Here is a 25,991-nt window from a genome sequence, read left to right as displayed (position 1 = left end):
GGTTCCCGGGTGGTTCCGCGCTTCCAGTAGGAAATCTCGGAGGTCGTCGATCTTGTTGAACGCCGACACAATGCTGCCCCTGCTGGCAGCGCAGCGTGAGATCTGGTTCGCCGAACAGCGGCTGAGCGACGGCAATTCGGTGTATCAGGTCGGCGAGTACGTCGATGTGCAGGGCGAGTTCGACACGGAGATCTTCGAGCGCGCGTTGCGGTCGGTCGTCGCCGGCCTGGACACCGTGCACAGCCGCTTCCACCAGGACCGCGGCCGGGTGGCGCAGAGCATCGACCCGGACCGGCCGTGGGAGCTGCGCGCCGTCGACCTGTCCGGTGCCGACGATCCGCAGGCCGAGGCCGACGCGTGGATGCGCCGGGAGCTGTCCCGGCCGACCGATCTGACGGACGGTCCGCTGTTCCGTTTCGCGGTGCTCCGCCTCAGCCCCGAGCGGCATTTGTGGTACCAGAACTACCACCACATCGCCATGGACGCCTACGGCTCCTCCCTGGTCTCCCGCCGGGTCGCCGAGGTCTACACGGCGCTCACCGAGGGGCGCGACCCCGGCCCCAACCCGTTCGGCTCGCTGCGCGAACTCGCCGACGAGGACGCCGCGTACCGCTGCGCGCCGGACTTCCGGCAGGACCGGGACTTCTGGCTCGGGCAGCTGGGCGGCCGGCCGGCGCCCTCCCCGCTCGTCAGCCGGTCCCGGGGGGCGGCCGCCACGTTCCGCAGCGTGACGCGATGGCTGCCCGAGGAGCGGTTCGACGCCGTGCGCGGGACCGCCCGCAGCGTCCGGGTGCCCTGGCCGGTGGTCGTCACGGCCGCCGTGGCGCTGCACGTCCAGCGGCGGACCGGGGACGAGAACGTCCTCCTCGCCTTCCCGCTCTCCGCCCGCGCGAGCCAGCTCGCCCGGCAGACCCCGGCGAACCTCGCCAACGTCCTGCCGCTGCCACTCACCGTCCGCCCGGACATGACCGTCACCGCCCTGCTGGAGCACGTGGCCGAGCAGATGGCCGCGGCCGTGGCACACCAGCGCTACCGGGGCGTGGACCTCCAGCGGGACCTCGGGATGGCTCATGCCACGTCCCTGCTGCCGGTCGTCAACGTCATATCGCACCCCTACGACCTGCGGTTCGGCGCGGCACGCGGCACGATGCGCAACCTGTCCTCAGGTCTGGTGGGCAACCTGCTGTTCATGCTCTGGGACCGCCAGGACGGGCAGGGTCTCCAGGTCGACGTCAACGGCCGTGATGACCTGGGACTGGCCGACCACCGCGACGCGTTCACCGCTACGCTGGAGGCGCTCACCGCCACGGACACCTCACAGCCGGTGAGTTGCGTCGGTGGCCCGACTCCGGCGCCCGCCGACCCGGCTCCCCCGACCGCGGCGGTCACCGCCGTCCCCGGTGCTGCCACCCTCCCCGAGCTGTTCGCCGCGCAGGCCGCCGCCACCCCGGACGCCCCCGCGCTCACGGCGGACGGCACCACCTGGTCGTACCGGGAACTCGACGAGCGGTCGAACCGGCTGGCCCGCGCCCTCATCGCCCGCGGCATCGGCCCGGAGGACGTCGTCGCCGTCGCGCTGTCCCGCTCCGCGGACCTTGTCCTCGCCCTGCTCGGCGTGCTCAAGTCCGGCGCGGCCTATGTCGCCGTCGACCCCGACTACCCGCCCGCCCGTATCGCGTACATGCTCCAGGACGCGGCGCCCGAGCTGCTGGTCACCTCCTCGGCGGCCCGGATCACCACCGACCGGGACCACCTGCTCATCGACGCCCCGGAGTTCCGCGCCGACGTCGACGGCCGCGACCCTCGGCCGGTGACCGCGGACGAACGGGTCCGGCCGCTGCGGCCCGGCTGCCGCGCCTACCTGACCTACACCTCCGGGTCCACGGGCCGCCCCAAGGGCGTGATCACCTCCCACGAGAACGTCGTCCGCCTCTTCACCACCACCCGCGAGCCGCTCGGCTACGGCCCCGGCGACGTGTGGACGCTCTTCCACTCGGCCGCCTTCGACTTCTCCGTGTGGGAGATCTGGGGCGCCCTGCTGCACGGCGGCCGGCTGGTCGTCGTCCCCTTCGAGGTGAGCCGCTCGCCGCAGCGGTTCCTGCGGCTGCTCGCCGACGAGCGGGTGACCGTCCTCAGCCAGACGCCGTCGGCGTTCTACCAGCTCATGACCGCCGACCAGGAACTGCCCGAGGTGAGCCGACGACTGCGGCTGCGCACCGTGGTCTTCGGCGGCGAGGCGCTCCAGCCCGCCCGCCTCGCCGACTGGCGCCGCCGCCACGGCGGCACCGGAGCGGCGCTGGTGAACATGTACGGCATCACCGAGACCACGGTCCACGTCACCCACGTCGAGCTGGGCCCCGAGCAGGGCCCGGACAGCGTGATCGGCGTCCCGCTCGCCGACCTGACGGTCCGGCTCCTCGACGAACGGCTGCGGCCGGTGCCGGTCGGCGCGATCGGCGAGATGTACGTCTCCGGGCCCGGCCTGGCCCGTGGCTACCTCGGCCGCCCGGGCTTCACCGCGCAGCGGTTCGTCGCCGACCCACACGGGCGGCCCGGCGAGCGCATGTACCGCACCGGCGACCTGGCCCGCCGTGACCCGGCCGGCCGGCTCACCTTCGTCGGGCGCTCGGACGACCAACTGAAGGTCCGCGGCTTCCGGATCGAGCCCGGCGAGATCGAGGCCGCGCTCGCCGAGTGCCCCGGCGTGGCGCTCGCCGCGGTCGCCCTGACCGAGGAGCGGGAGGACGACCGGCGCCTGGTCGCCTTCGTCGTCGCCGACGACGGAGCCGACCCCGCGCCCGAGGAGATCAAGGAGGCGGTCCGCGCCCGGCTGCCCGAGTACATGGTGCCCGGCCGGATCGTCCGCACCGACGCGCTGCCGCTCACCGCCAACGGCAAGCTCGACCGTGCCGCCCTGACCACCGCCACGCATCCCGCGCACGCCCCGGCCGGCGGCGGGCTCTCCTCCCGGCTCGACATCATGTGCGCGCTCTTCGCGCTCGTGCTCGACGAACCCGAGGTCGGCCCCGACGACGACTTCTTCGACCTCGGCGGCCACTCCGTGCTCGCCACCACACTGATCACCCGCATCCGGTCGACGTTCTCCGTCGAGGTGGACCTGCGCGTCCTGTTCGACGACCCCACCCCGCGCGCGGTCACCGCCGCCCTGGACGACGCCGGACTGGCCCGCCCGCCCCTGGTGCGGCAGGAGCGGACCACCGAGCTGGAGGCCTCCTACGCGCAGCGCCGGATGTGGTTCCTCCAGCAGATGGACGGCCCCGGCGGCGCCTACAACATCCCCTCGGTGCTGCGCATCGACGGCCCCCTGGACGTCGCCGCCCTCCGCGCCGCCCTCGGGGACGTCCTAGCCCGACACGAGAGCCTGCGCACCGTCCTGCCGTACGTCGACGGCCGTCTCCTCCAGCAGGTGCTGCCGCCCACCGCGCCCGCCCTGGCCGCAATGTCCGTCACCGAGGCCGAACTCGACGAACGCCTCGCCGCGGGCGCCCGCCGCCCCTTCGACCTCGCCGTCGAACCGCCGCTGCGCGCCGAGCTGTTCAGCACCGGAGCCGACGCACACGTCCTGCTGCTCGTCCTGCACCACTGCGCCTGCGACGCGCTGTCGATGCGGCTGATCGCCCGCGATCTCGACCGCGCCTACGCCGCCCGCGCCGCCGGCCGCGCCGCCCGGCTCGATCCGGCACCGGTGCGCTACAGCGACTACACGCTCTGGCAGAACGAACTGCTCGCCGCGGACGGCACCGGCGGCGGCCTGCTGGAGACGCAGGTGGCGTACTGGCGCGAACAGTTGGCCGGACTGCCCGAGCAGATCGAGCTGCCCACGGACCGGCCGCGGCCCGCCGTCGCCTCCTACACCGGCGACCACATCAGCGTCCGCCTCGACGCCGAACTGCACCGTCGCCTCGTCGACCTGGGCCGGGCCTCGGGAGCCAGCCTGTTCATGGTGCTGCACGCCGGCCTCGCGGCTCTGCTGTCCCGCCTCGGCGCCGGTGACGACATCGCCGTCGGCAGCCCGGTCGCGGGCCGGCTCGACCAGGCGCTGGACGACGTGGTCGGCGCCTTCGTGAACACCCTCGTGCTGCGCACCGACGTGTCCGGCCGCCCGGCCTTCACCGATCTGCTCCAGCGGGTCCGCGAGACGGCCCTGGCCGCCTACGCCCACCAGGACGTGCCCTTCGAGTACCTCACGGACGCCCTCGCGCCCGAGCGGTCGCTGGCCCGCCACCCCCTGTTCCAGGTGATGCTGGGTCTCCAGGACACCGCTCCCGCCGGTGAGTTCACCCTGCCCGGCCTCACCGTCTCCACCGAGCTGGGCCGCACCGGGACCGCCAAGTTCGACCTCTTCCTCAGCCTGGTCGAACGGCGCACGGCCGACGGCGACCCGGCCGGCCTCGACGGCTACGTCGAGTACGCCTCCGATCTGTTCGAACCGGAGACCGTGCGTACCCTGTTCGACCGGTTCGCGCGGCTGCTCGCCGGGGTCGCCGCCGACCCCGGCCGCCCCGTCGACCGGATCGACCTGCTCACGGCCGACGAGCGCGCCCGTCTGCTGACCGCGGGGGCCCCCGGCGCGGCGGACCTGCCCGAGGCGACCGTCACCGGCCTCTTCGCCCGGCAGACCGCCGCCACCCCGGCCGCGATCGCGGTCTCGGCGGACGGCCGCGACCTCACCTACGCCGACCTCGACGCGCGCGCCGAGCGGTGGGCCCGCGCCCTGGCCGGGCACGGCGTCCGCGCCGGGGACACGGTCGCCGTGGCGCTGCCGCGCTCACCGGAGTTCGTGGTCGCGCTGCTCGCCGTACTGAAGGCCGGCGCCGCCTACGTACCGATCGACCCCCGCTATCCGGCCGCCCAGGTCGCGTCGATGCTCGGCGAGACCCGGCCGAAGGCCGTGCTCACCTCCCGCGACACCGACGTCCGCCACCTGCCGGACACCGCGGCGCCCCGCCTGCTGCCGGACGACCTGGACGCGGCACCGGAACCAGCGGGACGGGACGCGGCCCCGCCGCACCCGCTCTCCGCCGCCTACGTCATGTACACCTCTGGCTCCACGGGGCAGCCCAAGGGCATCGTGGTGACCCACCGCGACATCGCCACCCTGGCCACCGACCCGCGCTTCGGCGACGGAGTCTGCGCCGGCGTCCTCGTGCACTCGCCCGCCGCCTTCGACGCATCGACGTTCGAGATCTGGGCCCCGCTGCTCAGGGGCGGCCGGCTGATCCTCGCCCCCGCGGACGCACTGGGCGCCGAGGAGTACGCGGACCTGATCGTCCGTCACCGGCCGAGCGCGCTGTGGCTCACCGCCGCGCTGTTCGCCGTCGTCGCCGAGTACCGGCCCGAGTGCTTCGCGGGTGTCCGCCAGGTGTGGGCGGGCGGCGAGGAGATCGCGCCGTCGATGGTGCGGCGGGTGCTGGCCGCCTGCCCGGACACGGTCGTGGTCAACGGCTACGGCCCGACGGAGACCACCACCTTCGCCACCAGCCATGCCGTACGCGACCTCGCACCCGAGGCCCGCAACGTGCCCATCGGCCGCCCGCTCGCCGGCATGCGCGCCTACGTCCTGGACGCCGGTCTGCAACCGCTGCCCCCGGGCGCCACGGGCGAGCTGTACCTGGCCGGCGCCGGGGTCGCCCGCGGCTACCTCGGCCGGCCCGCGCAGACCGCGGAGCGGTTCGTCGCCGACCCGTACGGTCCGGCCGGGGAGCGCATGTACCGCACCGGCGACCTCGCCCGCTGGACCCCGGACGGCGTCCTCGAGTACCGGGGGCGCACCGACCGGCAGGTCAAGCTCCGCGGCTTCCGCGTCGAACCCGGCCACGTCGAGGCGGTCCTGCGGGAGCACCCCGCCGTCGCCCAAGCCGTGGCCGAGGTCCGCCGCGAGGGCGACGGGGAGCCCCGGCTGGTCGCCTACGTCGTACCGGCGGACGGCGGACGGCCCACCCGTGACGCGCTGCGCGCCTTCGCCGGGCGCCACGTGCCGCAGTACCTGGTGCCGCACGAGATCGTCGTCCTCGACGCCCTGCCGGTGACCGCGCACGGCAAGCTGGACCGCGCGGCCCTGCCCGCGACCGACGGACGGCCGGGCGGACGCACCCCCGCCGGCCAGGCCGAGCACCTGCTGTGCACGCTCATGGCCCGGGTGCTCGGGCGCGACACGGTCGGTGCCGACGACGACTTCTTCGGTCTCGGCGGTGACAGCATCTGCGCGATCCGGCTGGTGAGCGCCGCCCGTGCCGAAGGGCTCGCGTTCACCGTGCGGGACGTGTTCGCGCACCGGACCGCGGCGGAGCTGAGCCGGAGCGCCGGCGCACCGGACGCCACCGCGGACGGCGAGGCCGACGACACCGGCACCGGCCCGGTCCCGGCCACCCCCATCGTCCACTGGCTGCGCGAACGCGGCGCCCCGGTGCATCGCTTCGCCCAGTCCCTGCTGCTGTCCTGCCCGCCCGGCCTCTCCGAGGACGCGCTGCGGGCCGCCGTCCGCGCGGTGACCGACACCCACGACGCGCTCCGCCTGAAGCTGGTCGACCAGGACGGCTCCTGGACCCTGGAGGTCCAGCCGCCCGGACGGACTCCCGACGCCGGCCTCGTGCGCCGCGTCGACGCCACCGGCCTGAGCGAGGACACCCTCGCCGACCGGGCCCGCGCCGAGGTGTCGGCCGCGGCCGACCGGCTCGACCCGTACGCCGGGCGGATCGCGCGGCTCGTCTGGTTCGACCGCGGGCCCGAGACGCCCGGCCGGCTCCTCCTCGTCGTCCACCACCTGGCCGTCGACGGGGTCTCCTGGCGCATCCTCACCGACGACCTGATCCAGGCGTACAGCCGGACGGCCGCCGGTCGCACGCCGGACCTGTCGCCGGTCGGCACCTCGCTGCGCCACTGGGCGCGGCGCCTCACCGCGCAGGCCACCCAGCCCGACCGGCTCGCCGAACTGCCCCGCTGGATGGACGTCCTCGACGCCCCCGACCCGCTGCTGACGCCGAAGCCGGCCGACCCCCGGCTCGACCTCGCCGCCGACACCGTCGACACCGTCGACACGCTCCCGGAGGACGTCGTCGGCCCCCTGCTGACGACCGTCCCGGCCGCCTTCCACTGCGGCGTCGAGGACGTGCTGCTGACGGCGCTCGGACTGGCCGTGGCCGCCTGGCGCCGCGACCGGGGGGACGACACGGCCGACGGCGTGCTCGTCGACGTCGAGGGCCACGGCCGAGAGGACGTGGTCCCGGGCGCCGACGTGTCGCGGACGCTCGGCTGGTTCACCACCCTGCACCCGGTCAGGATCGACCCCGGTCGGATCGCCTGGGCCGACGTGACCTCGGGCGCTCCGCGCCTGGGCGACGCGGTCAAGCGGGTCAAGGAGCAGGCGTGCGCGGCGCCGGACGGCGGCATCGGATTCGGGCTGCTGCGCCACCTCGCCCCCGGCTGCCGCGAGGTGCTCGCCCGCCTCGGCACCCCGCAGATCGGGTTCAACTACCTCGGGCGGTTCGCGGCCCCGGGCGCCCCGCTGGGCGGTGAACCGGGCTGGGGCATGGCCCCCGAGGCGGTCATGGTGACGACCACCGACCCCGCCCTGCCCGTCGCACACGGCCTCGAAGTGCACGCCGTCGTGCACGACGCGGCCACCGGGCCCCGGCTGACCGTCACCTGGACCGGAGCGCGGCGGCTGTGGTCCGACGCCGACCTCACCGACCTCGGCGAGCGGTGGACGGCGGCCCTCGAAGGCATCGTCCGGCATGCCCTCTCCCCGGACGCGGGCGGCCACAGCCCGTCCGACTTCCCGCTGGCCGACCTGACCCAGAACGACATCGACGACGTCGAAGCCGCGTGGTGACCATGGTGAAGCCGTCCCGCCTGGAAGACATTCTGCCGCTCAGCCCGATGCAGGAAGGGCTGCTGTTCCAGACCGAGTACGACCGGTCCGGACCGGACGTGTACGCCGTGCAGCACACGATCGACGTCGAGGGCCCCCTCGACGCCTCGCTGCTGCGCGGTTGCGCCGGGGCCCTGGTCGACCGGCACGCCGTCCTGCGCACCGGCTTCCGCCGGGCCCGTTCGGGCCGCTCGCTCCAGGTCGTGGCGCGTACCGTGCCGCTGCCGTGGACCGAGTCCGACCTCGGCGGCCTGCCGGCCGCGCGGGCGGAGGCGGAGGGCGAGCGTCTGGCGGCGGCGGACTTCGCCGAGCGGTTCGACCTGTCGAAGCCGCCGCTGATCCGCTTCCGCCTGCTGCGATACGGCCCCGCGCGCCACCGCCTCGTCGTGACCAGCCACCACATCGTCCTCGACGGCTGGTCCACCCCGGTTCTGCTGCGCGAGTTGTTCACGCTGTACGGCGGCGGCGGTGACCCGCGCACCCTGCCGCCCGTGACGCCGTACAAGGAGTACCTCGACTGGCTGGGACGCCAGGACCGGCGGGCCGCCGAGCGGGCGTGGCGGGCGGCGCTCGCCGGGATCGACACGGCGACCCGGATCTCCGCGGCCGACCCCCGCTCCCCGCTGCTCCCGGACCGCATCGTCCAGCCCGCCGACGCCCGGCTCACCGCGGCCCTCAAGGACACCGCCCGCGGCCTCGGCGTCACCCTCAACACCGTCGTGCAGGCCGCCTGGGGCCTGGTGCTGGCCCGGGCGACCGGCCGTCAGGACGTCGTCTTCGGTGCGATCGCCTCCGGCCGGCCCCCGCATCTGCCCGGGGTCGAGTCGATGGTCGGTCTGTTCATCGCGATGCTCCCCGTGCGGGTGCGGTGGGCGCCGGCCGAGTCGCTGCGCGACCTGCTGACCCGGTTGCAGGCCGAGCAGTCCGCGCTCGCCGACCACCACCACATCGGACTGACCGGCATCCAGCGCGAGGCACCGGTCGCCGACCTCTTCGACACGGCCGTGGTGTTCGAGAACTACCCCTTCGCCGACCGGGCCACCGACGCAGGGGACGTCCGGTTCCGGCTGGTCCTCGGCGCGAGCCGCGACGCCACCCACTACCCGCTCACCCTGCTCGCCGCCCCGGGCGAACGGCTGTACCTGCGTCTCGACCACCGCCCCGACGCGGTCGGCCGGGCGGCCGCGCAGACCTTGATGGACCGGCTGCACCAGGTGCTGCGTACCCTCGCCGACCACCCCGAGCGCCCGGTCCGCGCTGTCGACGGGCTGCTGGGCTCCGAGCGACAGCGCGTCCTGGACCGGTGGAACGCGCCGGGTGAGGCGGAGGAGGGTGCGTCGGACGGCACCGGCGAGCCGGAGGGCCTCGCGAACCACCTCCCCGAGCTGTTCGAACGGCAGGCCGCCGCCCACCCGGACGCCGTCGCGGTGACCGGCGACGGGCAACAGCTCAGCTACGCGGGGCTGAACGCCTCGGCCAACCGTCTGGCCCGCGAACTCGTCGCCCACGGCGTCGGCCCGGAGACCGTCGTCGCGCTCGTCATGCCCCGCTCGCCGGAGCTGGTGACCGCGGTGCTGGCCGTGCTCAAGGCGGGCGCCGCCTACCTTCCTGTCGACCCCGAACTCCCGCCCGCGCGCAGGGAGTTCCTCCTGAGTGACGCCGTTCCACACCTGGTGCTCACCCACACGCGCCTCGCCGGCGACCTGCCCACGGGACTGCCACAGCTCCTCCTCGACGCCCCGGACACCCGCGCACGCGTCGCCGCCCGGGCGCCCGGCGACCTGTCCACCGCCGATCGCACCGCCCCGCTGACCGCGGACCACCCGGTCTACGTCATGTACACCTCGGGCTCCACGGGCACGCCGAAGGCCGTCGTCATGCCCGGGACGCCCCTGATGAACCTGATGCGCTGGCATCACCGCCGTATCGGGGGAGGAGTGGGCACCCGGGTCGCGCAGTTCACCGCGATCGGCTTCGACGTGTCCGCTCAGGAGATCCTGTCGGCGCTGCTCGCCGGGAAGACGCTGGTGGTGCCGGACGACGAGACGCGGCGGGACGCCGCGCGCCTGGCCGCCTGGCTCGACGTCATGGAGATCACCGAGCTGTACGCGCCGAACCTCGTCCTCGACGCGGTCGCCCAAGCCGCCCTGGAGCAGCGCCTGGACCTGCCGTGGCTGCGCCATGTGGCCCAGGCCGGTGAGGCGCTGACCCCGTCGGCCGCGCTGCGCGCGTTCTTCGCCCGCGTCCCCGGCCGCCGCCTGCACAACCACTACGGGCCCACCGAGACCCACGTCGTCACCGGTACGACGCTGCCCGCCGAGCCCGCCGACTGGCCGACGGCACCCCTGCTCGGCCGCCCGGTCGCGCACACACGGTGCTACGTCCTCACCGCCGACCTGCGGCCGGCCCCGCCCGGCGTACCGGGCGAGCTGTACCTCGGCGGCGCGGCCCCGGCCCGCGGATACCTGCGCCGGCCGGGGATGACGGCCGGGCGGTTCGTCGCCGACCCGTTCGGCGAGCCCGGCGCGCGCATGTACCGCACGGGTGACCTCGCCCGGTGGACGGGGCAGGGCGAGCTGGAGTACCTGGGCCGCGCGGACCACCAGGTCAAGATCCGCGGATTCCGAGTCGAACCGGGTGAGATCGAGGCGGTCCTCGCCCGCCATCCCGGCGTCGGCGGCGTGGCCGTCGTACCCCGCACGGACGGTGGCCACCAGCGCCTCGTCGGCTACGTCGTACCGGCCCCCGGAGCCACCGTGCCGGTGGAGGAGCTGCGCCGCCTCGCGCAGGACCAGCTCCCGGAGTTCATGGTGCCGTCGGCGTTCGTGCTGCTGGACGCGCTGCCGCTGACCCCGAACGGCAAGCTCGACCGCGCCGCCCTGCCCGCACCCGAACGGACCGCCGCCCTGGCGCGGTCCGGACGCACACCGCAGGAGCAGATCGTCTGCGAGCTGTTCGCCCAGGTTCTTGCACTGCCCCGGGTCGGCGTGAGCGAGAGCTTCTTCGACCTCGGCGGGCACTCGCTGACCGCCACCCGGCTGGCCGCCCGCCTGCGCCACACCTTCGGTGTCGAACTGGGCCTGCGCGACCTGTTCGAGTCGTCCACCCCCGAGGCGGTCGCCGCCCTGCTCGGCACGGCGGGCCCGGCCCGGCCCGCCCTGGCGCGCCGCCCGCGCCCCGAGGCGCTGCCGCTGTCCTACGCTCAGCGCCGACTGTGGTTCCTGCACAAGATGGAGGGACCCAGCCCCACCTACAACATCCCGATGCAGCTGCGGCTGACCGGGGACCTCGACCAGGCGGCCCTGGAGCAGGCGCTCGGCGACCTGGTGACCCGGCACGAGAGCCTGCGGACCGTGTTCCCGGAGGCGGGGGGCGTCCCCTGCCAGCGGATCCTGCCGCCGCACGAGGCGGCACCCCGGCTGGTCACGACAGCCGTCGGCGACGACGAACTGCCCGAGGCGCTGCGCCGCGGCGCCCGTTGCGCCATCGACCTGATGACCGAACCGCCGCTGCGGGCCCACCTGTTCCGCACCGGACCGCGTGACCACGTGCTCCAGCTGGTGGTCCACCACATCGCCGGGGACGGCTGGTCGCTCGCCCCGGTCGCCACCGACCTGGCCCGCGCCTACGCCGCCCGTACCGCCGGTGCGGCGCCCGACTGGGACGAACTGCCGGTCCAGTACGCCGACTACACGCTGTGGCAGAACGAGATCCTCGGCGAGCAGCACGACCCCGGCAGCCTCCTCGCCCAGCAGGTCTCCCACTGGTCCGGCCGGCTGTCCGGGCTGCCCGACGAGCTGGCGCTGCCCACCGACCGGCCGCGCCCCGAGGTGGCCTCCTACCGGGGCGACTACCTGACGGTGGAGTGGGACGCCGACCTGCACCGCGCGCTGGACGCCCTGGCCCGGCGCTGCGGCGCCACCCTCTTCATGGTGCTCCAGGCGGGCCTGGCGGCCCTGCTCTCCCGGCTCGGCGCGGGCCACGACATCCCGATCGGCAGCCCGATCGCCGGCCGTGCCGACCAGGCGCTCGACGACCTGGCGGGCTTCTTCGTCAACACCCTGGTGCTGCGCACCGACACCTCCGGCGAGCCGACCTTCGAGGAACTGGTCCGCCGGGTCCGCGACACCGCCCTGGACGCCTACGCCCACCAGGACGTGCCGTTCGAATATCTGGTGGAGGTGCTGAACCCGCCCCGCTCCCTGGGCCGCCACCCCCTGTTTCAGGTGATGTTCGCCCTCCAGAACGCGCCCGAGGCCCGCTTCCGGCTGCCCGGTCTGGAGGTCGAGGTGTCGTCCGGCCGGACCGGCACCGCCAAGTTCGACCTGTTCTTCAGCATGGCCGAGCACCGGGACGCCACCGGCGCGCCGTCCGGCATCGAGGGCGCCGTCGAGTACGCCACCGACCTGTACGACCCGGACACCGTGCGCGGCCTGTTCCGCCGGTGGACCCGGCTCCTCACCCAGGTCACCGCCGACCCCTCGCAGCGGCTCGGCCAGATCGACGTGCTCGACGCGACCGAGCGGCGCACGCTGCTCCACGACCGCAACGCGACCCGAGCCGAGGGCGAACAACCGCTCTACACCGAGCTGTTCGACCGGCAGGCCGAACGGACGCCGCACGCCGTGGCGGTCATCGCCGATGACGCGGAACTGACCTACGGCGCGCTGCGGGAGCGGTCGAGCCGGCTGGCCCGGGTGCTCGCCCGGCACGGCGCCGGGCCGGGCCGGCTGGTCGCCGTCGCGCTGCCACGCTCGGCCGACCTGGTCGTCGCGCTGCTGGCGATCGCCAGGACCGGCGCCGCCCACGTCCCCCTCGACCCGGCCCACCCGGCCGCGCGGATCGGGCTGATCCTGCGGGAGGCGCGCCCCGCGCTGGTCGTGGGTACCAAGGCGACCCTGGCGGATCTGCCCGACGAGGGCGGGGCATCGCTGGCCCTCGACGACCCCCGGGTGCGGGCCGCCGTCGCCGAGGGACCCGACGAGGCCCCAGACGTACGGCCCGGACCCCGGGACGCGGCGTACGTCATCTTCACCTCCGGGTCCACCGGCCGCCCCAAGGGCGTCGTCGTGGAGCACGGCGCGCTGACCAACCTCCTGCTCGGCATGCGCGACCTCGTGCCGACGGGCCCCGAGGACGCGCTGCTCGCGGTGACGACGATCGCCTTCGACATCGCCGCTCTGGAGATCTTCCTGCCGCTGACCGGCGGGGCACGCGTGGTGCTCGCGGCCGAGGAGACGGCCGCCCGGCCCGCCGCCCTCGTCGAACTGATCCGGCGGACCGGGGTGACCGTCGTCCAGGCGACCCCGTCCTGGTGGCAGATGGTCGCCGCGCACGACCTCGACGCGCTGCGCGGACTGCGCATGCTCGTCGGCGGCGAGGCGCTGCCGGCGCCGCTCGCCGCCCGCCTGCGTGAGACCGGCCGCGAGGTGCTCAACGTCTACGGCCCGACCGAGACGACGATCTGGTCCACCGCCGCCGCCCTGTCCGGCCGTACCGACACGGTCATCGGCCGCCCGATCCGCAACACCCGCGTCTATGTGCTGGACGCGTCACTGCGCCCGGTGCCCCCCGGCACGCTCGGCGAGCTGTACCTCGCCGGCGATGGACTGGCCCGCGGCTATCTCGGCAGGCCGTCCCTGACCGCCGGACGCTTCACCGCGGACCCCCACGGCCCCGCCGGAACCCGCATGTACCGCACCGGCGACCTGGTCCGCTGGACCGCCGACGGCCACCTGGAGTTCGCGGGCCGGGTCGACCACCAGGTCAAGCTCCGCGGCTTCCGCATCGAACTGGGCGAGGTGGAGTCGGTACTCGCCGCCCACCCGGAGGTCGCCCAGGCGGCGGCCGTCGTCCGCGAGGACCGGCCGGGTGACCGGCGCCTGGTGGCCTACGTCGTGCCGGACGCCGGCGGCGCCTCGCCGGACACCGGCCGTGACCGGGAGCACGACCAGCTCGACGCCTGGCGGGATCTCTACGACACGGTCTACGCCGCCTCCGCCCCGGTGCCCTTCGGCGAGGACTTCGCCAGCTGGAACAGCAGTTACGACGGCCGTCCCCTGCCGCTCGACGAGATGCGCGAGTGGCGCGACCGCACGGTGGAACGCATCCGCGAACTGCGGCCCCGGCGCGTACTGGAGATCGGCGTCGGCACCGGCCTGCTGCTGTCCCGGCTCGCCGCCGACTGCGAGACATACTGGGGCACGGACATCTCCCCGTCGGTGATCGAGACCCTGCGCGGCCAGGTGGCCGCCGACCCGGAACTCGCCGAGCGGGTCCGTCTGCTGGTGCGCCCGGCGCACGACATCGAGCACCTCCCCGAGGAGCACTTCGACGTCGTCGTCCTCAACTCGGTGATCCAGTACTTCCCGCACGCCGACTACCTCGAGCGGGTGATCGGGGGCGCGCTGCGGCTGCTCGCACCGGGCGGCGCCGTCTTCCTCGGCGACGTACGCGACCTGCGCCTGCAACGCACCTTCGTCACCGGTGTGCAGGCCGCCCGCGGGCGCACCGGCGACAACCCCGACGAACTGCGCCGGGCCGTCGAGCACGGTGTGATCCTGGAGAAGGAACTCCTGGTCGACCCCGGCTTCTTCACCGTGCTCCAGCACCGGATGCCCGCACTGACCGCGCACACCGTCCAGGTCAAGCGGGGCCGGGCGCACAACGAGATGACGCGCTATCGGTACGACGTCGTCCTGCGCAAGCAGGGCGCCCCGGCCCACCGGATCACGGAGACCGCACAGCGGCCCTGGCCCGCCGACGGCACGGCCGGGCTGGCCGCGCTGCTCACCGGCGAACACCCCGCGGCCGTGCGCGTCACCGGCATCCCGAACGGACGTATCGCCGCCGAGGCGGCCCTCGCGCAGGCAGTGCGGGACGGCACCCGGCCGCACGCCGCAGCGACCGGTGACGGAGTCGAACCGGAGGACCTGTACGACCTGGCGGCCGCCCACGGCTACCGGGTGTGGGTCACCTGGTCGGCATCCGACCCGAACGCCCTGGAGGCCGTCTTCGCCGATCCCGCGGCCGTCCCGGCCGCGCACCCGGCCGCCGGGCCGCCGGCCGGTCTGTACCGGCCAGCCGTCTCCCCGTCCTCCCAGGCCGGCCTGTCGTCGTTCACCAACAACCCGCTGACCGCACGCGACACCGCCGCCCTCATCGCCCGGCTGCGCGAGCACCTGCGCGAACGGCTCCCCGACTACATGGTGCCTTCGGCGTTCGTCCCGCTGAACGCCCTGCCGCTGACCCCCAACCGCAAGCTGGACCGCACGGCGCTGCCCGCGCCGGACGTCGTCGTCAGCGGTTCCTCGCGCGAGGCGCGCACCCCGCAGGAGCACATCGTGTGCGACCTGTTCGCCCAGGTGCTCGGTCTCGCGCGGGTCGGAGTGCACGACGGGTTCTTCGACCTCGGCGGCCACTCGCTGCTCGCCACCCAGCTCATCGCCCGGCTGCGCGCCATGTTCGGCGTCGAACTGCCGCTGCGGGTGCTGTTCGAGGCCTCCACCCCGGCCGGGGTGGCCGCCCGGCTCGACGAGGGCGGCGCGGCCCGCCCGGCCCTCGAACGCCGGCCACGCCCGGAGGTGCTGCCGCTGTCGTACGCCCAGCGCCGCCTGTGGTTCCTCCACCAGATGGAAGGCCTGGGCGGGATGTACAACATCCCCCTCGGTCTCAGGCTGACCGGCACGCTGGACCGCCAGGCTCTTCAGACCGCGCTGACCGACGTCGTCGCCCGCCACGAGAGCCTGCGCACGGTCTTCCCTGACGACGGGGGAGTGCCCCGTCAGATGATCCTCGCCCCCGAGTCGGCGAAGCTGGTCCTGCACGAGCGGGCGGTTACCGATCGGGAACTGCCGACCGCGCTGGAGGGGGCCGCGCGCTACCCGTTCGACCTCGCGACGGAGCCCCCGGTGCGCGCCGACCTGTTCCGGCTGGCCCCCGACGAGCACGTCCTGCTCCTGGTGGTGCATCACATCGCCGGGGACGGCTGGTCTCTCGGCCCGCTCGCCGCAGACCTGGGCCGCGCCTACGCCGCCCGTACCGCCGGGGCGGAACCCGACTGGGCGCAACTGCCGGTCCAGTACGCCGACTACACGCTGTGGCAGAACGAGCTGCTCGGCGACCACGACGACGCCGACAGCCTGCTCGCCCGCCAGCTCGCCTACTGGACACGCCAGCTGACCGGTGCCCCGGCGGCGCTGGAGCTGCCCACGGACCGCCCCCGGCCTCCGGTGGCCTCCTACCGGGGTGACTACGTCACCGTACGGATCCCGGCCGCGCTCCACGAGCGGCTGGCCGACCTCGCCCGGCAGACCGGCGCGACCCTGTTCATGGTGCTCCAGGCGGGCCTGTCCGCCCTGCTGCACCGGCTCGGCGCGGGCACCGACATCGTCACCGGCAGTCCGATCGCCGGACGCACCGACCAGACCCTGGACGAGCTGATCGGCTTCTTCGTCAACACGCTGGTGCTGCGCACCGACCTGTCCGACGACCCCACCTTCGAGGAACTGGTGGCCCGGGTCCGGGAGACCGCGCTGGCCGCCTACGCGCACCAGGACGTGCCGTTCGAGTACCTGGTGGAGAAGCTGAACCCGCCGCGCTCGCTGGGCCGGCACCCGTTCTTCGGCGTGATGTTCGCCCTCCAGAACGCCTCCGAGGGAGCCTTCCAGCTCCCCGGCCTGACCGTGGAGATCGCCCACGGACGCACCGGCACCGCCAAGTTCGACCTGTTCTTCAGCCTCGCCGAGCAACGCGGTGCGCAGGGCGCGGCCGACGGGATCTCCGGTGTCGTCGAATTCGCCGACGACCTCTACGACGCCGCGACCGTACGCGCCCTCTTCGCCCGCTGGGTGCGGCTGCTGGAGTCGGCGGTGGCCGGGCCGAGCAGGCGGGTCAGCGGGCTGGACCTGCTGGCCGCGCACGAACGGCACGAGATGCTCGCCGTCGCGTCCGGACCGGCCCTGCCCACCCGCTCGGCCGGACTCCCCGGACTCTTCGCCGCCCAGGCCGCGGCCACCCCGGACGCCGTCGCGGTGTCCGACGACGACACCGCCCTCACCTACGCCGAACTCGACGCCTGGTCCGCGCGACTGGCCGCGGTGCTGGCCGAACGGGGCGTCACCCGGGGCAGCGCGGTCGCCCTGCTCATGCAGCGCTCGCCCGCCCTGGTCGCCGCCATCCTCGCGGTGCTGCGCGCGGGGGCGGCCTACGTCCCGCTCGACTCCCGCTACCCCGCCTCCCGCCAGCGTCTCGTCCTGGCGGAGACCGGCAGCGTGCTGCTCCTGACGGACCCTGCCTCCGCGGCGGGCCTGGACGACTTCGGGACCCCGCTGCTCGTGCTCGACGCGCGGCCGGACCACCGCACGCCGCCCGCACCGCCCGTGGTGGAGACGGACGGCGACGACGCGGCGTACGTCATGTACACCTCCGGATCGACGGGCCGCCCGAAGGGCGTGGTCGTCACCCACCGCAACATCGCCGACTTCGTCGCCGACCCCTGCTGGCACGGTGGCGCCCAGCGCCGGGTGCTGCTGCACTCACCGCTCGCCTTCGACCTGTCGACGTACGAACTGTGGGTGCCGCTGCTCACCGGTGGCCGCATCGAGCTGGCGCCGCCCGGCGAACTCGACGCCCACACCCTCGCCGACGTCGTCACGCGGCGGCGGATCACCTCGCTGTGGCTGACCAGTTCCCTGTTCAACCTGATGGCCGACCTGGAGCCGGGCTGCTTCGCCGGCGTCGAGCAGGTGTGGGCCGGCGGTGAACCGGTGTCCGTCGCCTCAGTGCGGCGCCTGCTGGAGGCCCATCCGCGGCTGCTGGTGGTCGACGGCTACGGCCCCACCGAGGCGACCACCTTCGCCAGCTACCATCCCGTGCCCGCCGCCGACGCCGCCGCACTCGGCACGTCGGTGCCGATCGGACGGCCGATGGCGAACATGGGCACCTATGTGCTCGACGCCGCGCTGCGGCCCGTCCCGCCGGGCGTGGTCGGTGAGCTGTACCTGGCCGGGACCGGCGTCGCCCGCGGCTACCTGGAGCGCCCCGCGCTGACCGCCGAACGGTTCGTCGCCTGCCCCTTCGGGCCGCCCGGGCTGCGCATGTACCGCACCGGCGACCTCGCCCGCTGGACCCCCGACCACGTCCTGGAGTACGCCGGCCGCGTCGACCAGCAGGTCAAGCTCCGCGGCTTCCGCATCGAGCCCGGCGAGGTCGAGGCCGTCCTGCTCGACCACCCCGGCGTCACGCAGGCCGCGGCGGTGCTGCGCCGCGACCTCGCCGAAGAGGCGCAGCTGGTCGCCTACGTCGTACCCGGCACCGCCGAACGTGACCGGCAGGCGGAGACCGAACAGGTCGGCGAGTGGCTTCAGGTCCACGACTCCCTGTACGGATCCGGGCCGGACGAGCGGGACGTGGCCCTCGGTGAGGACTTCACCGGCTGGGTCAGCAGCTATGACGGACAGCCCATCGCCGGCCACGCCATGCGCGAGTGGCGCGAGCGCACCGTCGAACGCATCCGCGAGCTGAACCCCGGCCGGGTCCTGGAGATCGGTGTCGGCACCGGCCTGTTGCTCGCCCGCCTGGCCCCCGACGCCCAGGAGTACGTGGCCACCGACTTCTCGCCGACGGTCGTGGAGGCGCTGCGGCGGCGGGTGGCGGCCGACCCCGCCCTGGCCGGCCGCGTCCACCTGCGGACCCAGGCCGCGCACGAACTCGCCGGCCTGCCCGAGGGGCACTTCGACACGGTCGTCGTCAACTCGGTGGTGCAGTACTTCCCGAACGCCGACTACCTGACCGACGTCCTCGCCACGGCCCTGCGGCTGCTCGCCCCCGGCGGCTCCGTCTTCGTCGGTGACGTGCGCAACCTGCGGCTGCTCGACGCGTTCGCCGCCGGGGTCCAGGCCGCCCGGACGGGCACCCACGACCTGTCCGCGCTGCGCGACGCCGTCACCCAGACCACCCGGCTGGAGAACGAACTCCTCGTCGACCCGGACTACTTCGCGGCCCTGCGGGACCGCCTCCCGGACCTGGGAGCGGTGTCCGTACGCCTCAAGCGCGGTCGGCACGACACCGAACTCACCCGCTTCCGCTACGACGTGGTCCTGCGCAAGCGGGGCGGCCCCTCCGGCCCGGACCTCGCCCCGCAGACCGCGGAGTGGACGGCTGTGGCCGGGCGGTCCGCGGTGGAGGAGCGGCTCGCGTCCACCCGGCCCGCGGCCCTGGTCGTCAAGGACGTGCCCAACCCCCGGGTCGCCGCCGACGTGGCCCTCGCGGGCGCCCTGCGCACCGGCGAGCCGGCCCCCGCCCCCGACGCCGACGCCGACGCCGACGTCGAGGACTGGTACGAGCTGGGGGAGCGGCTGTCGTACCGGGTCGCCGTCACCTGGTCGGACACCGCCCGCGAGCGGGTCGACGTGGTCTTCGCCGACGCCGCCGCCCTGCCCGACGCCCCGGATCCGCTGCCGGCCGTGCTCGGTTGCGCACCGCCCGCGCCCGGTGCACCGGAGCCGGCGGCGCGCTTCACCAACGACCCGACCGCGGCCCGCGGCGACGCCGCCCTGGTGACGTCGCTGCGCGCGTTCGCACAGGAGCGGCTGCCCGCCTTCATGGTCCCGTCGATGTTCGTCCCCCTGGAGGCGCTGCCGCTGACCCCGAACGGGAAGCTCGACCGGGCCGCCCTGCCCCGGCACGACCCGCGCATCGGCGCCTCGGCCCGCGCCCCGCGCACCCCGCACGAGCAGGTGGTGTGCGAACTCTTCGCCGAACTCCTCGGCGTCCCCTCCGTCGGGCTCGACGACAACTTCTTCGACCTCGGCGGGCACTCCCTGCTCGCCACCCGGCTCATCGCCCGGATCAAGTCGGCGTTCGGCGTGGACGTCGGCCTGCGCACCCTGTTCGAGTCGCCGACCCCGGCCGGGATCGCCGCCCGGATGGACATGGACGACGCCGACAGCGGCTACGACGTCATCCTGCCGCTGCGCGCCACCGGCAACGAACCGCCGCTGTTCTGCGTGCACCCCGGTGGCGGCATCGGCTGGTCGTACATGGGCCTGATCCGCCATCTCGATCCGGATGTCCCCGTCTACGCGGTGCAGGCCCGGGGCCTGGCCCGGCCGGAGGACGAACTCCCGGCCGATATGGCGGAGATGGCCGCCGACTACGCGGACCACCTGGAGGCCACCTTCCCCGAGGGGCCGTACCGCCTCCTGGGCTGGTCGTTCGGCGGACTCGCGGCGCACGCCCTCGCCACCGAGCTGCAAGGGCGCGGGCGGACGGTGCAGTCGCTGACCGTCGTCGACGTCCACCCCGGCTGGCTGGGCCTGACCCACGACGACGTGCCACCGCTGGACGACCGGAACATGCGCCCCCACCTGGAGTACCTGATGCGGCTCGTCGGTCTCGACCCCGACCTGTTCGACGCGGAGGTGTTCGTCTTCGACGAGGTCATGAAACTGCTGCGCGAGCGCGGCAGCGCCCTGGGAGCCCTGGACGAGGAACGGTTGCGCGCGATCACGGCGATCTCCGCCAACAACAACCACCTGATGATCGACTACCGGCCCGCGGTGTTCGACGGGGACATCCTGCTCCTCGCCGCCACCGACCAGCAGAAACCCGAGGCCACCGCCGCCGCCTGGCGTCCGTACCTCACCGGAGAGGTCCGCACCCACGTCGTCCCCGGCGACCACGGGACCCTGCTGTCGCGCCCCGGCTCGCTCACCCGGGTCGGCGCCCTCCTCTCCGCGGCCCTGCGCGGAACGGGCGTCTCATGATCGCGCCCGCACCCCTGACCGGGGCCCGGCTGGACCGCGCGTACTCGCCGAGCCACCTGGTGCCGAGCCTGCGGCACTACCTCGACGAGTACGCCGCCCTCAGCGCGCGGGCCCGCCGCGCCTCCGGCGTCCGCACCGGACTGCGCTACGGCCCGGGATCCGCCGAGAAGCTCGACTTCTGGCCCGCGCGTTCGGCACCCGCTCCGGTCCAGATCTTCGTGCACGGCGGCAACTGGCAGGAACTCACCGAGCGCAGCTCGGCGTTCGCGGCGCTCGCCTTCCGCCGCGCCGGCGCGGCGTTCGCCGCCGTCGGCTACGGGCTCGCCCCGGCCACCCCACTGGACGAGATCGTGGCCGCCGTGCGCCGGTGTGTCCGCTGGATCCACGAGAACGCCGACGACCTCGGCGTCGACCCGCGCCGCATACACCTCAGCGGCACCTCTGCCGGCGCCCACCTCGCCGCGATGGCCCTCGTCCCGGCCGGACCGGGCGAGCCCGCGGCGGTCGGGCTGCTCGCCGGTGCCACCCTGCTCAGCGGGATCTACGACCTCGAACCGGTCAGCCGCTCCTACGTCAACGAGGCGCTGCGGCTGGACACCGACGCGGTCCGCCGCAACAGCCCGCCCGATCTGCTGCCGGACGAGTTGCCCCCGGTCGTCCTGGCCCGTGGCGGCGTGGAGACCGAGGAGTACGTGCGCCAGCACGACCTGATGGCCGAGGCGCTGCTCCGCCGCGGCGCGCTCGCGGCGAACGTCGTGGAAGCGCATCGCAACCACTTCGACCTGCCGTACGACCTCGCGGACCGAGCGACGCCGCTCGGCCGCGCGGTCCTGGCACAGATGCGGCTCCCCGACGGCCGGGACGACCGCACCGACCCCTGCGCGAAGGTGACCGCATGACGACCGACATCCTCCCCTCGCCGCTCAGCCGCTTCGATGGCACCCGCGAGGAAGCGGAACGGTACGACCAGGCGGACCCGCTCGGCTTCCTGCGCGACCGGTTCGTGCACGCCGAACCCGACCTGCTCTACCTGGACGGCAACTCGCTGGGGAGACTGCCCGCCGACACCCCGGACTTCGTCGCCGACGTGATCCGGGACGGCTGGGGCCGCGGCCTGATCCGCTCCTGGCACGACTGGATCGACTGGAACCGGCGGATCGGCGACCGGCTCGCCGAGCACGTCCTCGGCGCCCGCCCGGGCGAGGTGGTGCTCTCCGACTCGACCACCGTCAACCTGTACAAGCTGGCCTGGGCCGCGCTCGACCACGCCCCCGGCCGGCGCGCCCTCGTGGTGGACGCCGACGACTTCCCCACCAACCGGTACGTCGTCCAGGGCCTGGCCCGCCAGCGCGGCCTCGACCTGCGCCTCGTGCACTCCGACCCGGACCGGGGCCTGGACCCGGAGCGACTGCGGGCCGCACTCGACGACCAGGTGGCGCTGGTCGTCCTGTCGTCCGTGGCCTACCGCAGCGGGGCGCTGGCCGACATGGCCGCGGTCAACGCCCTGGCCCGGGAGGCCGGGGCACTGGTGCTGTGGGACCTCTCGCACGCCGCCGGGGCGGTCCCGGTCCGGCTCACCGAGGACGGCGCGGACCTCGCCGTCGGCTGCACCTACAAGTACCTCAACGGCGGCCCCGGCTCGCCCGCCTTCCTCTATGTGCGCAGCTCGCTCCAGCGGCGGCTGCGGCAACCGATCCAGGGCTGGTTCGGACAGCGTGACCAGTTCGCCATGACGGCCGACTTCGACCCCGTCGAGACGGTCGACCGTTTCCTGACAGGCACGCCGCCGATGCTCTCCACCGCCGCGCTCGTGCCCGCGCTCGCCCTGGTCGAGGAGGCGGGCGTCGAACGGCTGCGGGCCAAGGGGCGGCTGCTCGGCGAACTGGCCGTGGACCTCGCGGCCCGCTGGCTCGCACCGCTCGGTTTCCGTCTGGCATCACCCGAGGACCCGGACCGGCGCGGCTCGCACGTCACCCTGTGGCACCCCGACGCCTGGCGGATCTGCCGCGCCCTCGCCGACGAAGCGGGTGTCGTCTGCGACTACCGGGAACCGGACCGGCTGCGCATCGGACCGTCCCCCGCGTACACCCGTTTCACCGACGTGTGGGACGCCCTGGACCGCACCAGGCACCTGGTGGAGAGCGCCCGGTACACCCGGCTGCCGCGTGCGAAGACACGCATCACCTGACGCCGCATCCGTCCGCCCGCACACGGCATGACGACTGACGACCGCAGATCACCGAACCGCGTCATCGGGAGCGTACGGCTATGAGTACCCATCAGATGACCATGCTCTTCCTCGCCTTGGCCGCGATCTCGCTCCTGGCCTTCGCGGCCGGCGCCCTGGCACGGCGGTTACGGCAGCCTCCCGTCATCGGCGAGGTGCTCCTCGGCGTGCTGCTGGGGCCGACACTGCTGAACGGCACCGTCTCCGACGCTTTGTTCCCCGAGGACATCCGGCCCTTCCTCGCCGCCCTCGCCAACATCGGCGTGGCCCTGTTCATGTTCGCGGTCGGCGCCGAGCTGGACGCGGGCCTGATGCGCGGACGCCGGTTCGTGGCGGGCACCGTCGCCGTCGGCTCCATCATCCTGCCGTTCCTGCTCGGCGCCCTGCTCGCCCTCTACCTGTTCGGCAACCACCCGACCGACGACCGGACGGGATTCGTGCTGTTCATGGGAGCGGCGATGTCCGTGACCGCGTTCCCGGTGCTGGCCCGGATCCTCACCGACCGCGGCATGCAGCGCACCTGGCTGGGAACGGTCGCGCTGGCCTGCGCGGCGATCGACGACGTCCTGGCCTGGACCCTGCTGGCGGTGGTGGTGGCGATGAGCGGGGCGGGCACCGGCTCGCAGTGGCTCCTGCTGCTGTTCGTGCCGTACGTCGTGCTGATGTTCACCGTCGTGCGGCCCGGGCTGCGCCGCCTCCTGGAGCACCGGCGGCTCACCGGGCCCGGCAATCCGGCCGCGATGGTCCTCACCCTCAGCGGCCTGCTGCTGTCGGCCGCCTTCACCGAGTGGATCGGCCTGCACTTCATCTTCGGCGCCTTCGTCTTCGGCGCGGTCATGCCGCGACGCACCACCCGGGGCGAACCGTCGGCTGTCACCGGCCAGGTGCGTGAGCGCATCTCCTCCCTCAACGACTTCCTGCTGCTGCCGATGTTCTTCATCGTCGCGGGCCTGAAGGTGGACCTGTCCGGCATGAACGGCACGGACCTGCTGGAACTCGGCCTCATCCTGGCCGTCGCGGTGGGCGGCAAGTTCGTCGGCGCCTTCGCCGCGGCGCGCGCCACCGGTATGCAGAACCGTCCGGCGACCGCGCTCGCCGTACTGATCAACACGCGGGGCCTGACGGAACTCATCATCCTCACCGTCGGACTGCAACTGGGCGCGCTCGACGGCGAGCTGTACTCCATCATGGTCGTGATGGCCCTCGTCACCACGGCGATGGCCGGTCCCCTGCTCCAGCTGATCTACCCCGTACGCCCGGTGCCCCAGGGCACCGGCCCGGCTGTCCCGCCGGCGGGACGGACCGGTGGGGGACAAGAGACCTTCCTCACCGGCCCGGCGCCGGATAATGTGAATTCCGAGAACGCGCCGATCAGGGAATGATTGGCGCCCTGCGAACGTCATTTCCGTCGCCGCGATATTCCGCGCGAGAAATGCGTGTGTCCGCCGCCCTACTGAGGGAGCAGAGAATGTCCAATCCTTTCGACGACCCCGATGGCACGTTTCTCGTGCTCGTCAACGAAGAAGGCCAGCATTCGCTGTGGCCGGCCTTCGCCGAGGTGCCGGCGGGCTGGAACGTGGCCCTCACGGAGACCGACCGGCAATCGTGCCTGGACTACGTCGAGGAGAACTGGACCGATATGCGCCCGCTCAGCCTCGTACGTCAGATGGGAGAAGCGTGATGGGCGACACCGTGGAGCAGTTCCTGCTGACCGAGGACGACCTCGAGGAGTCGTTCTTCGGCGAGGAGCCCAGCGTCGCGTACGACCCCGTCTTCCTCTCCGGTGACGAGTCCGGCCGGGTCCTCATCGATCTGATCAACACGCTCACGCACGGCTCCCACCCGGAGGCGGTGGACCACGCCGCCGGGCTCTACACCAACGTCGTCGGCTCGGTGGTCTTCCACCACGTCGCGCGGTTCCGCGGTGCCGCCGCCCAGCGGATCCTCCAGGAGTTCGCGGAAGCCCTGCACAAGTGCGACAGCTACCGGATGCAGCTGAACGACGGCATGCAGTTCGACGTGACCAAGGCTGCCGTCGAACCGCTCGAGAACAGTGCCGGCGAGGGCCTCGTCACCCGGTGGGTGACGACCTCCGACGGCTATCGGATCGAGGGCTCCTGGGCGGTTGCCGTCAGCGGCGACATCCTCTCGTTCGTCAACGTGCGCCTTCCCGACCCGGCCGGGATCCACCGGCTGGCCCGCATCGCCCTGGAGCGCGTCGGGGCCGGGACCGCCTCCTCCTGACCGGCGCGCACAGTTCCACCGGCAGCGACCGGGCCTCGGCGCCTCGGTCGCGGACACACGAGGCGGCGGGCCCCGAACCGGGCCCGCCGCCTCGGCGTTTCCGCGCGCTACGTCGGGTAGCCGTACGCCTGGGCCGCCCGCCGGTAGTGCTCCACCCGGAACCGGTCCTCGGTCTCCATCGCCTGCGGGGTGTAGAACTGCCCGAACTTCTCCCGGTACTTCTCGAACCAGTGCCGGTGCTCGGCCAGGAAGAAGATGTCGTGCAGGGCGATCGCGCGGATCGCCAGGACCGGGACCGGCGCCTTGCTCACCGCGAAGTCGGGGTTGCGGGCCGCCGGGACCTCACAGTTCTCGTGGAACTGTCCCACCATGAGGCCCTGCGCGACGAAGTCGTCCTTCACGCGCAGCTGCGCCTCGTCGAGCAGCTTCGTGTCCTCGGAGCGCAGGTCGGGCAGGGCGACGACCATCGCCCGCAGCATGGGGTTGCGGCCCTGCCAGGAGATGAGCCCGTACTCGCGCAGACTGCTGCGCGCGATCTCCTCGATGAGTTCGAGCGTGGGCGACTGACCGACGAACCGCATTCGTATCTCCATCGTCCGGTTCTTGCGCGAAGGCGCCACGAACGGGCAGATGGGGCCGATGCGGCCGATCTCCGGATGGCGGGCCGAAATGTATTCGGTCAGCCACGAGTCGATGGCGGCGAGCGTGGAGTCAATGCTGACGGCACTTTCACCGGAACTCATGAAATGCAGCCTCTCAATCAGCGCCGGCGGGCATGAATTGTCGGCGGCTTGTCCCGCTGGCGGGACAAGCCGGATGGGCCCGGGGTGAGTCACGGACCAGCTTGCCCGATCGAAACTCC

General features: G+C 73.8%; 8 protein-coding genes. 7 read left to right on the top strand and 1 reads right to left on the bottom strand.

What is annotated here, in order from left to right:
• Window positions 1-55: 55 nt before the first annotated feature.
• From ACIQHQ_RS10940 to ACIQHQ_RS10910, 7 genes are all read left to right on the top strand, one after another.
• Window positions 56-7,852, top strand: coding sequence for an amino acid adenylation domain-containing protein (locus ACIQHQ_RS10940; RefSeq protein ID WP_402611544.1), 7,797 nt, complete (start codon window positions 56-58; stop codon window positions 7,850-7,852).
• Window positions 7,853-7,854: 2 nt separating this feature from the next.
• Window positions 7,855-20,658, top strand: coding sequence for an amino acid adenylation domain-containing protein (locus ACIQHQ_RS10935; protein ID WP_402611542.1), 12,804 nt, complete (start codon window positions 7,855-7,857; stop codon window positions 20,656-20,658).
• Window positions 20,655-21,557: an alpha/beta hydrolase gene (locus tag ACIQHQ_RS10930; protein WP_402611540.1), complete on the top strand. Its 903-nt coding sequence runs from the start codon at window positions 20,655-20,657 to the stop codon at window positions 21,555-21,557. Before ACIQHQ_RS10935 ends, ACIQHQ_RS10930 begins: the two co-directional genes overlap by 4 nt.
• Window positions 21,554-22,846: a kynureninase gene (gene kynU, locus ACIQHQ_RS10925; protein ID WP_402611539.1), complete on the top strand. Its 1,293-nt coding sequence runs from the start codon at window positions 21,554-21,556 to the stop codon at window positions 22,844-22,846. Before ACIQHQ_RS10930 ends, kynU begins: the two co-directional genes overlap by 4 nt.
• Window positions 22,847-22,926: 80 nt before the next feature.
• Complete coding sequence (locus ACIQHQ_RS10920; RefSeq protein ID WP_402611538.1) at window positions 22,927-24,267, top strand: cation:proton antiporter; 1,341 nt, start codon at window positions 22,927-22,929, stop codon at window positions 24,265-24,267.
• 86 nt (window positions 24,268-24,353) lie between these two features.
• The gene (locus ACIQHQ_RS10915) at window positions 24,354-24,566 is read left to right on the top strand and encodes an MbtH family protein (RefSeq protein WP_402611537.1); all 213 of its coding nucleotides are present in this window, start codon (window positions 24,354-24,356) and stop codon (window positions 24,564-24,566) included.
• Window positions 24,566-25,129 (top strand): hypothetical protein, encoded by a 564-nt coding sequence (locus tag ACIQHQ_RS10910; RefSeq protein ID WP_402611536.1) that lies wholly within the window; start codon window positions 24,566-24,568, stop codon window positions 25,127-25,129. Before ACIQHQ_RS10915 ends, ACIQHQ_RS10910 begins: the two co-directional genes overlap by 1 nt.
• Before the next feature lie 107 nt (window positions 25,130-25,236).
• Here the strand turns inward: ACIQHQ_RS10910 and ACIQHQ_RS10905 are convergent, their stop codons facing one another.
• Entirely contained in the window at window positions 25,237-25,872 is a 636-nt protein-coding gene (locus ACIQHQ_RS10905; protein WP_402611534.1) for a DUF6875 domain-containing protein, read from the bottom strand.
• Window positions 25,873-25,991: the final 119 nt, after the last annotated feature.

The organism is Streptomyces sp. NPDC092370 (assembly GCF_044755265.1).
Taxonomy (GTDB): domain Bacteria; phylum Actinomycetota; class Actinomycetes; order Streptomycetales; family Streptomycetaceae; genus Streptomyces.
Note: the sequence above shows the minus strand (reverse complement) of the source record. Positions and strands in the feature narration are given on the sequence as shown.

What these genes read in the sequence shown, in the direction of transcription:
- ACIQHQ_RS10930 (WP_402611540.1), top strand. Translation starts at nt 20,655, where the DNA reads ATGATCGCGCCCGCACCCCTGACCGGGGCCCGGCTGGACCGCGCGTAC.
- ACIQHQ_RS10920 (WP_402611538.1), top strand. Translation starts at nt 22,927, where the DNA reads ATGAGTACCCATCAGATGACCATGCTCTTCCTCGCCTTGGCCGCGATC.
- ACIQHQ_RS10935 (WP_402611542.1), top strand. Translation starts at nt 7,855, where the DNA reads ATGGTGAAGCCGTCCCGCCTGGAAGACATTCTGCCGCTCAGCCCGATG.
- ACIQHQ_RS10905 (WP_402611534.1), bottom strand. Translation starts at nt 25,872, where the DNA reads ATGAGTTCCGGTGAAAGTGCCGTCAGCATTGACTCCACGCTCGCCGCC.
- ACIQHQ_RS10910 (WP_402611536.1), top strand. Translation starts at nt 24,566, where the DNA reads ATGGGCGACACCGTGGAGCAGTTCCTGCTGACCGAGGACGACCTCGAG.
- kynU (WP_402611539.1), top strand. Translation starts at nt 21,554, where the DNA reads ATGACGACCGACATCCTCCCCTCGCCGCTCAGCCGCTTCGATGGCACC.
- ACIQHQ_RS10915 (WP_402611537.1), top strand. Translation starts at nt 24,354, where the DNA reads ATGTCCAATCCTTTCGACGACCCCGATGGCACGTTTCTCGTGCTCGTC.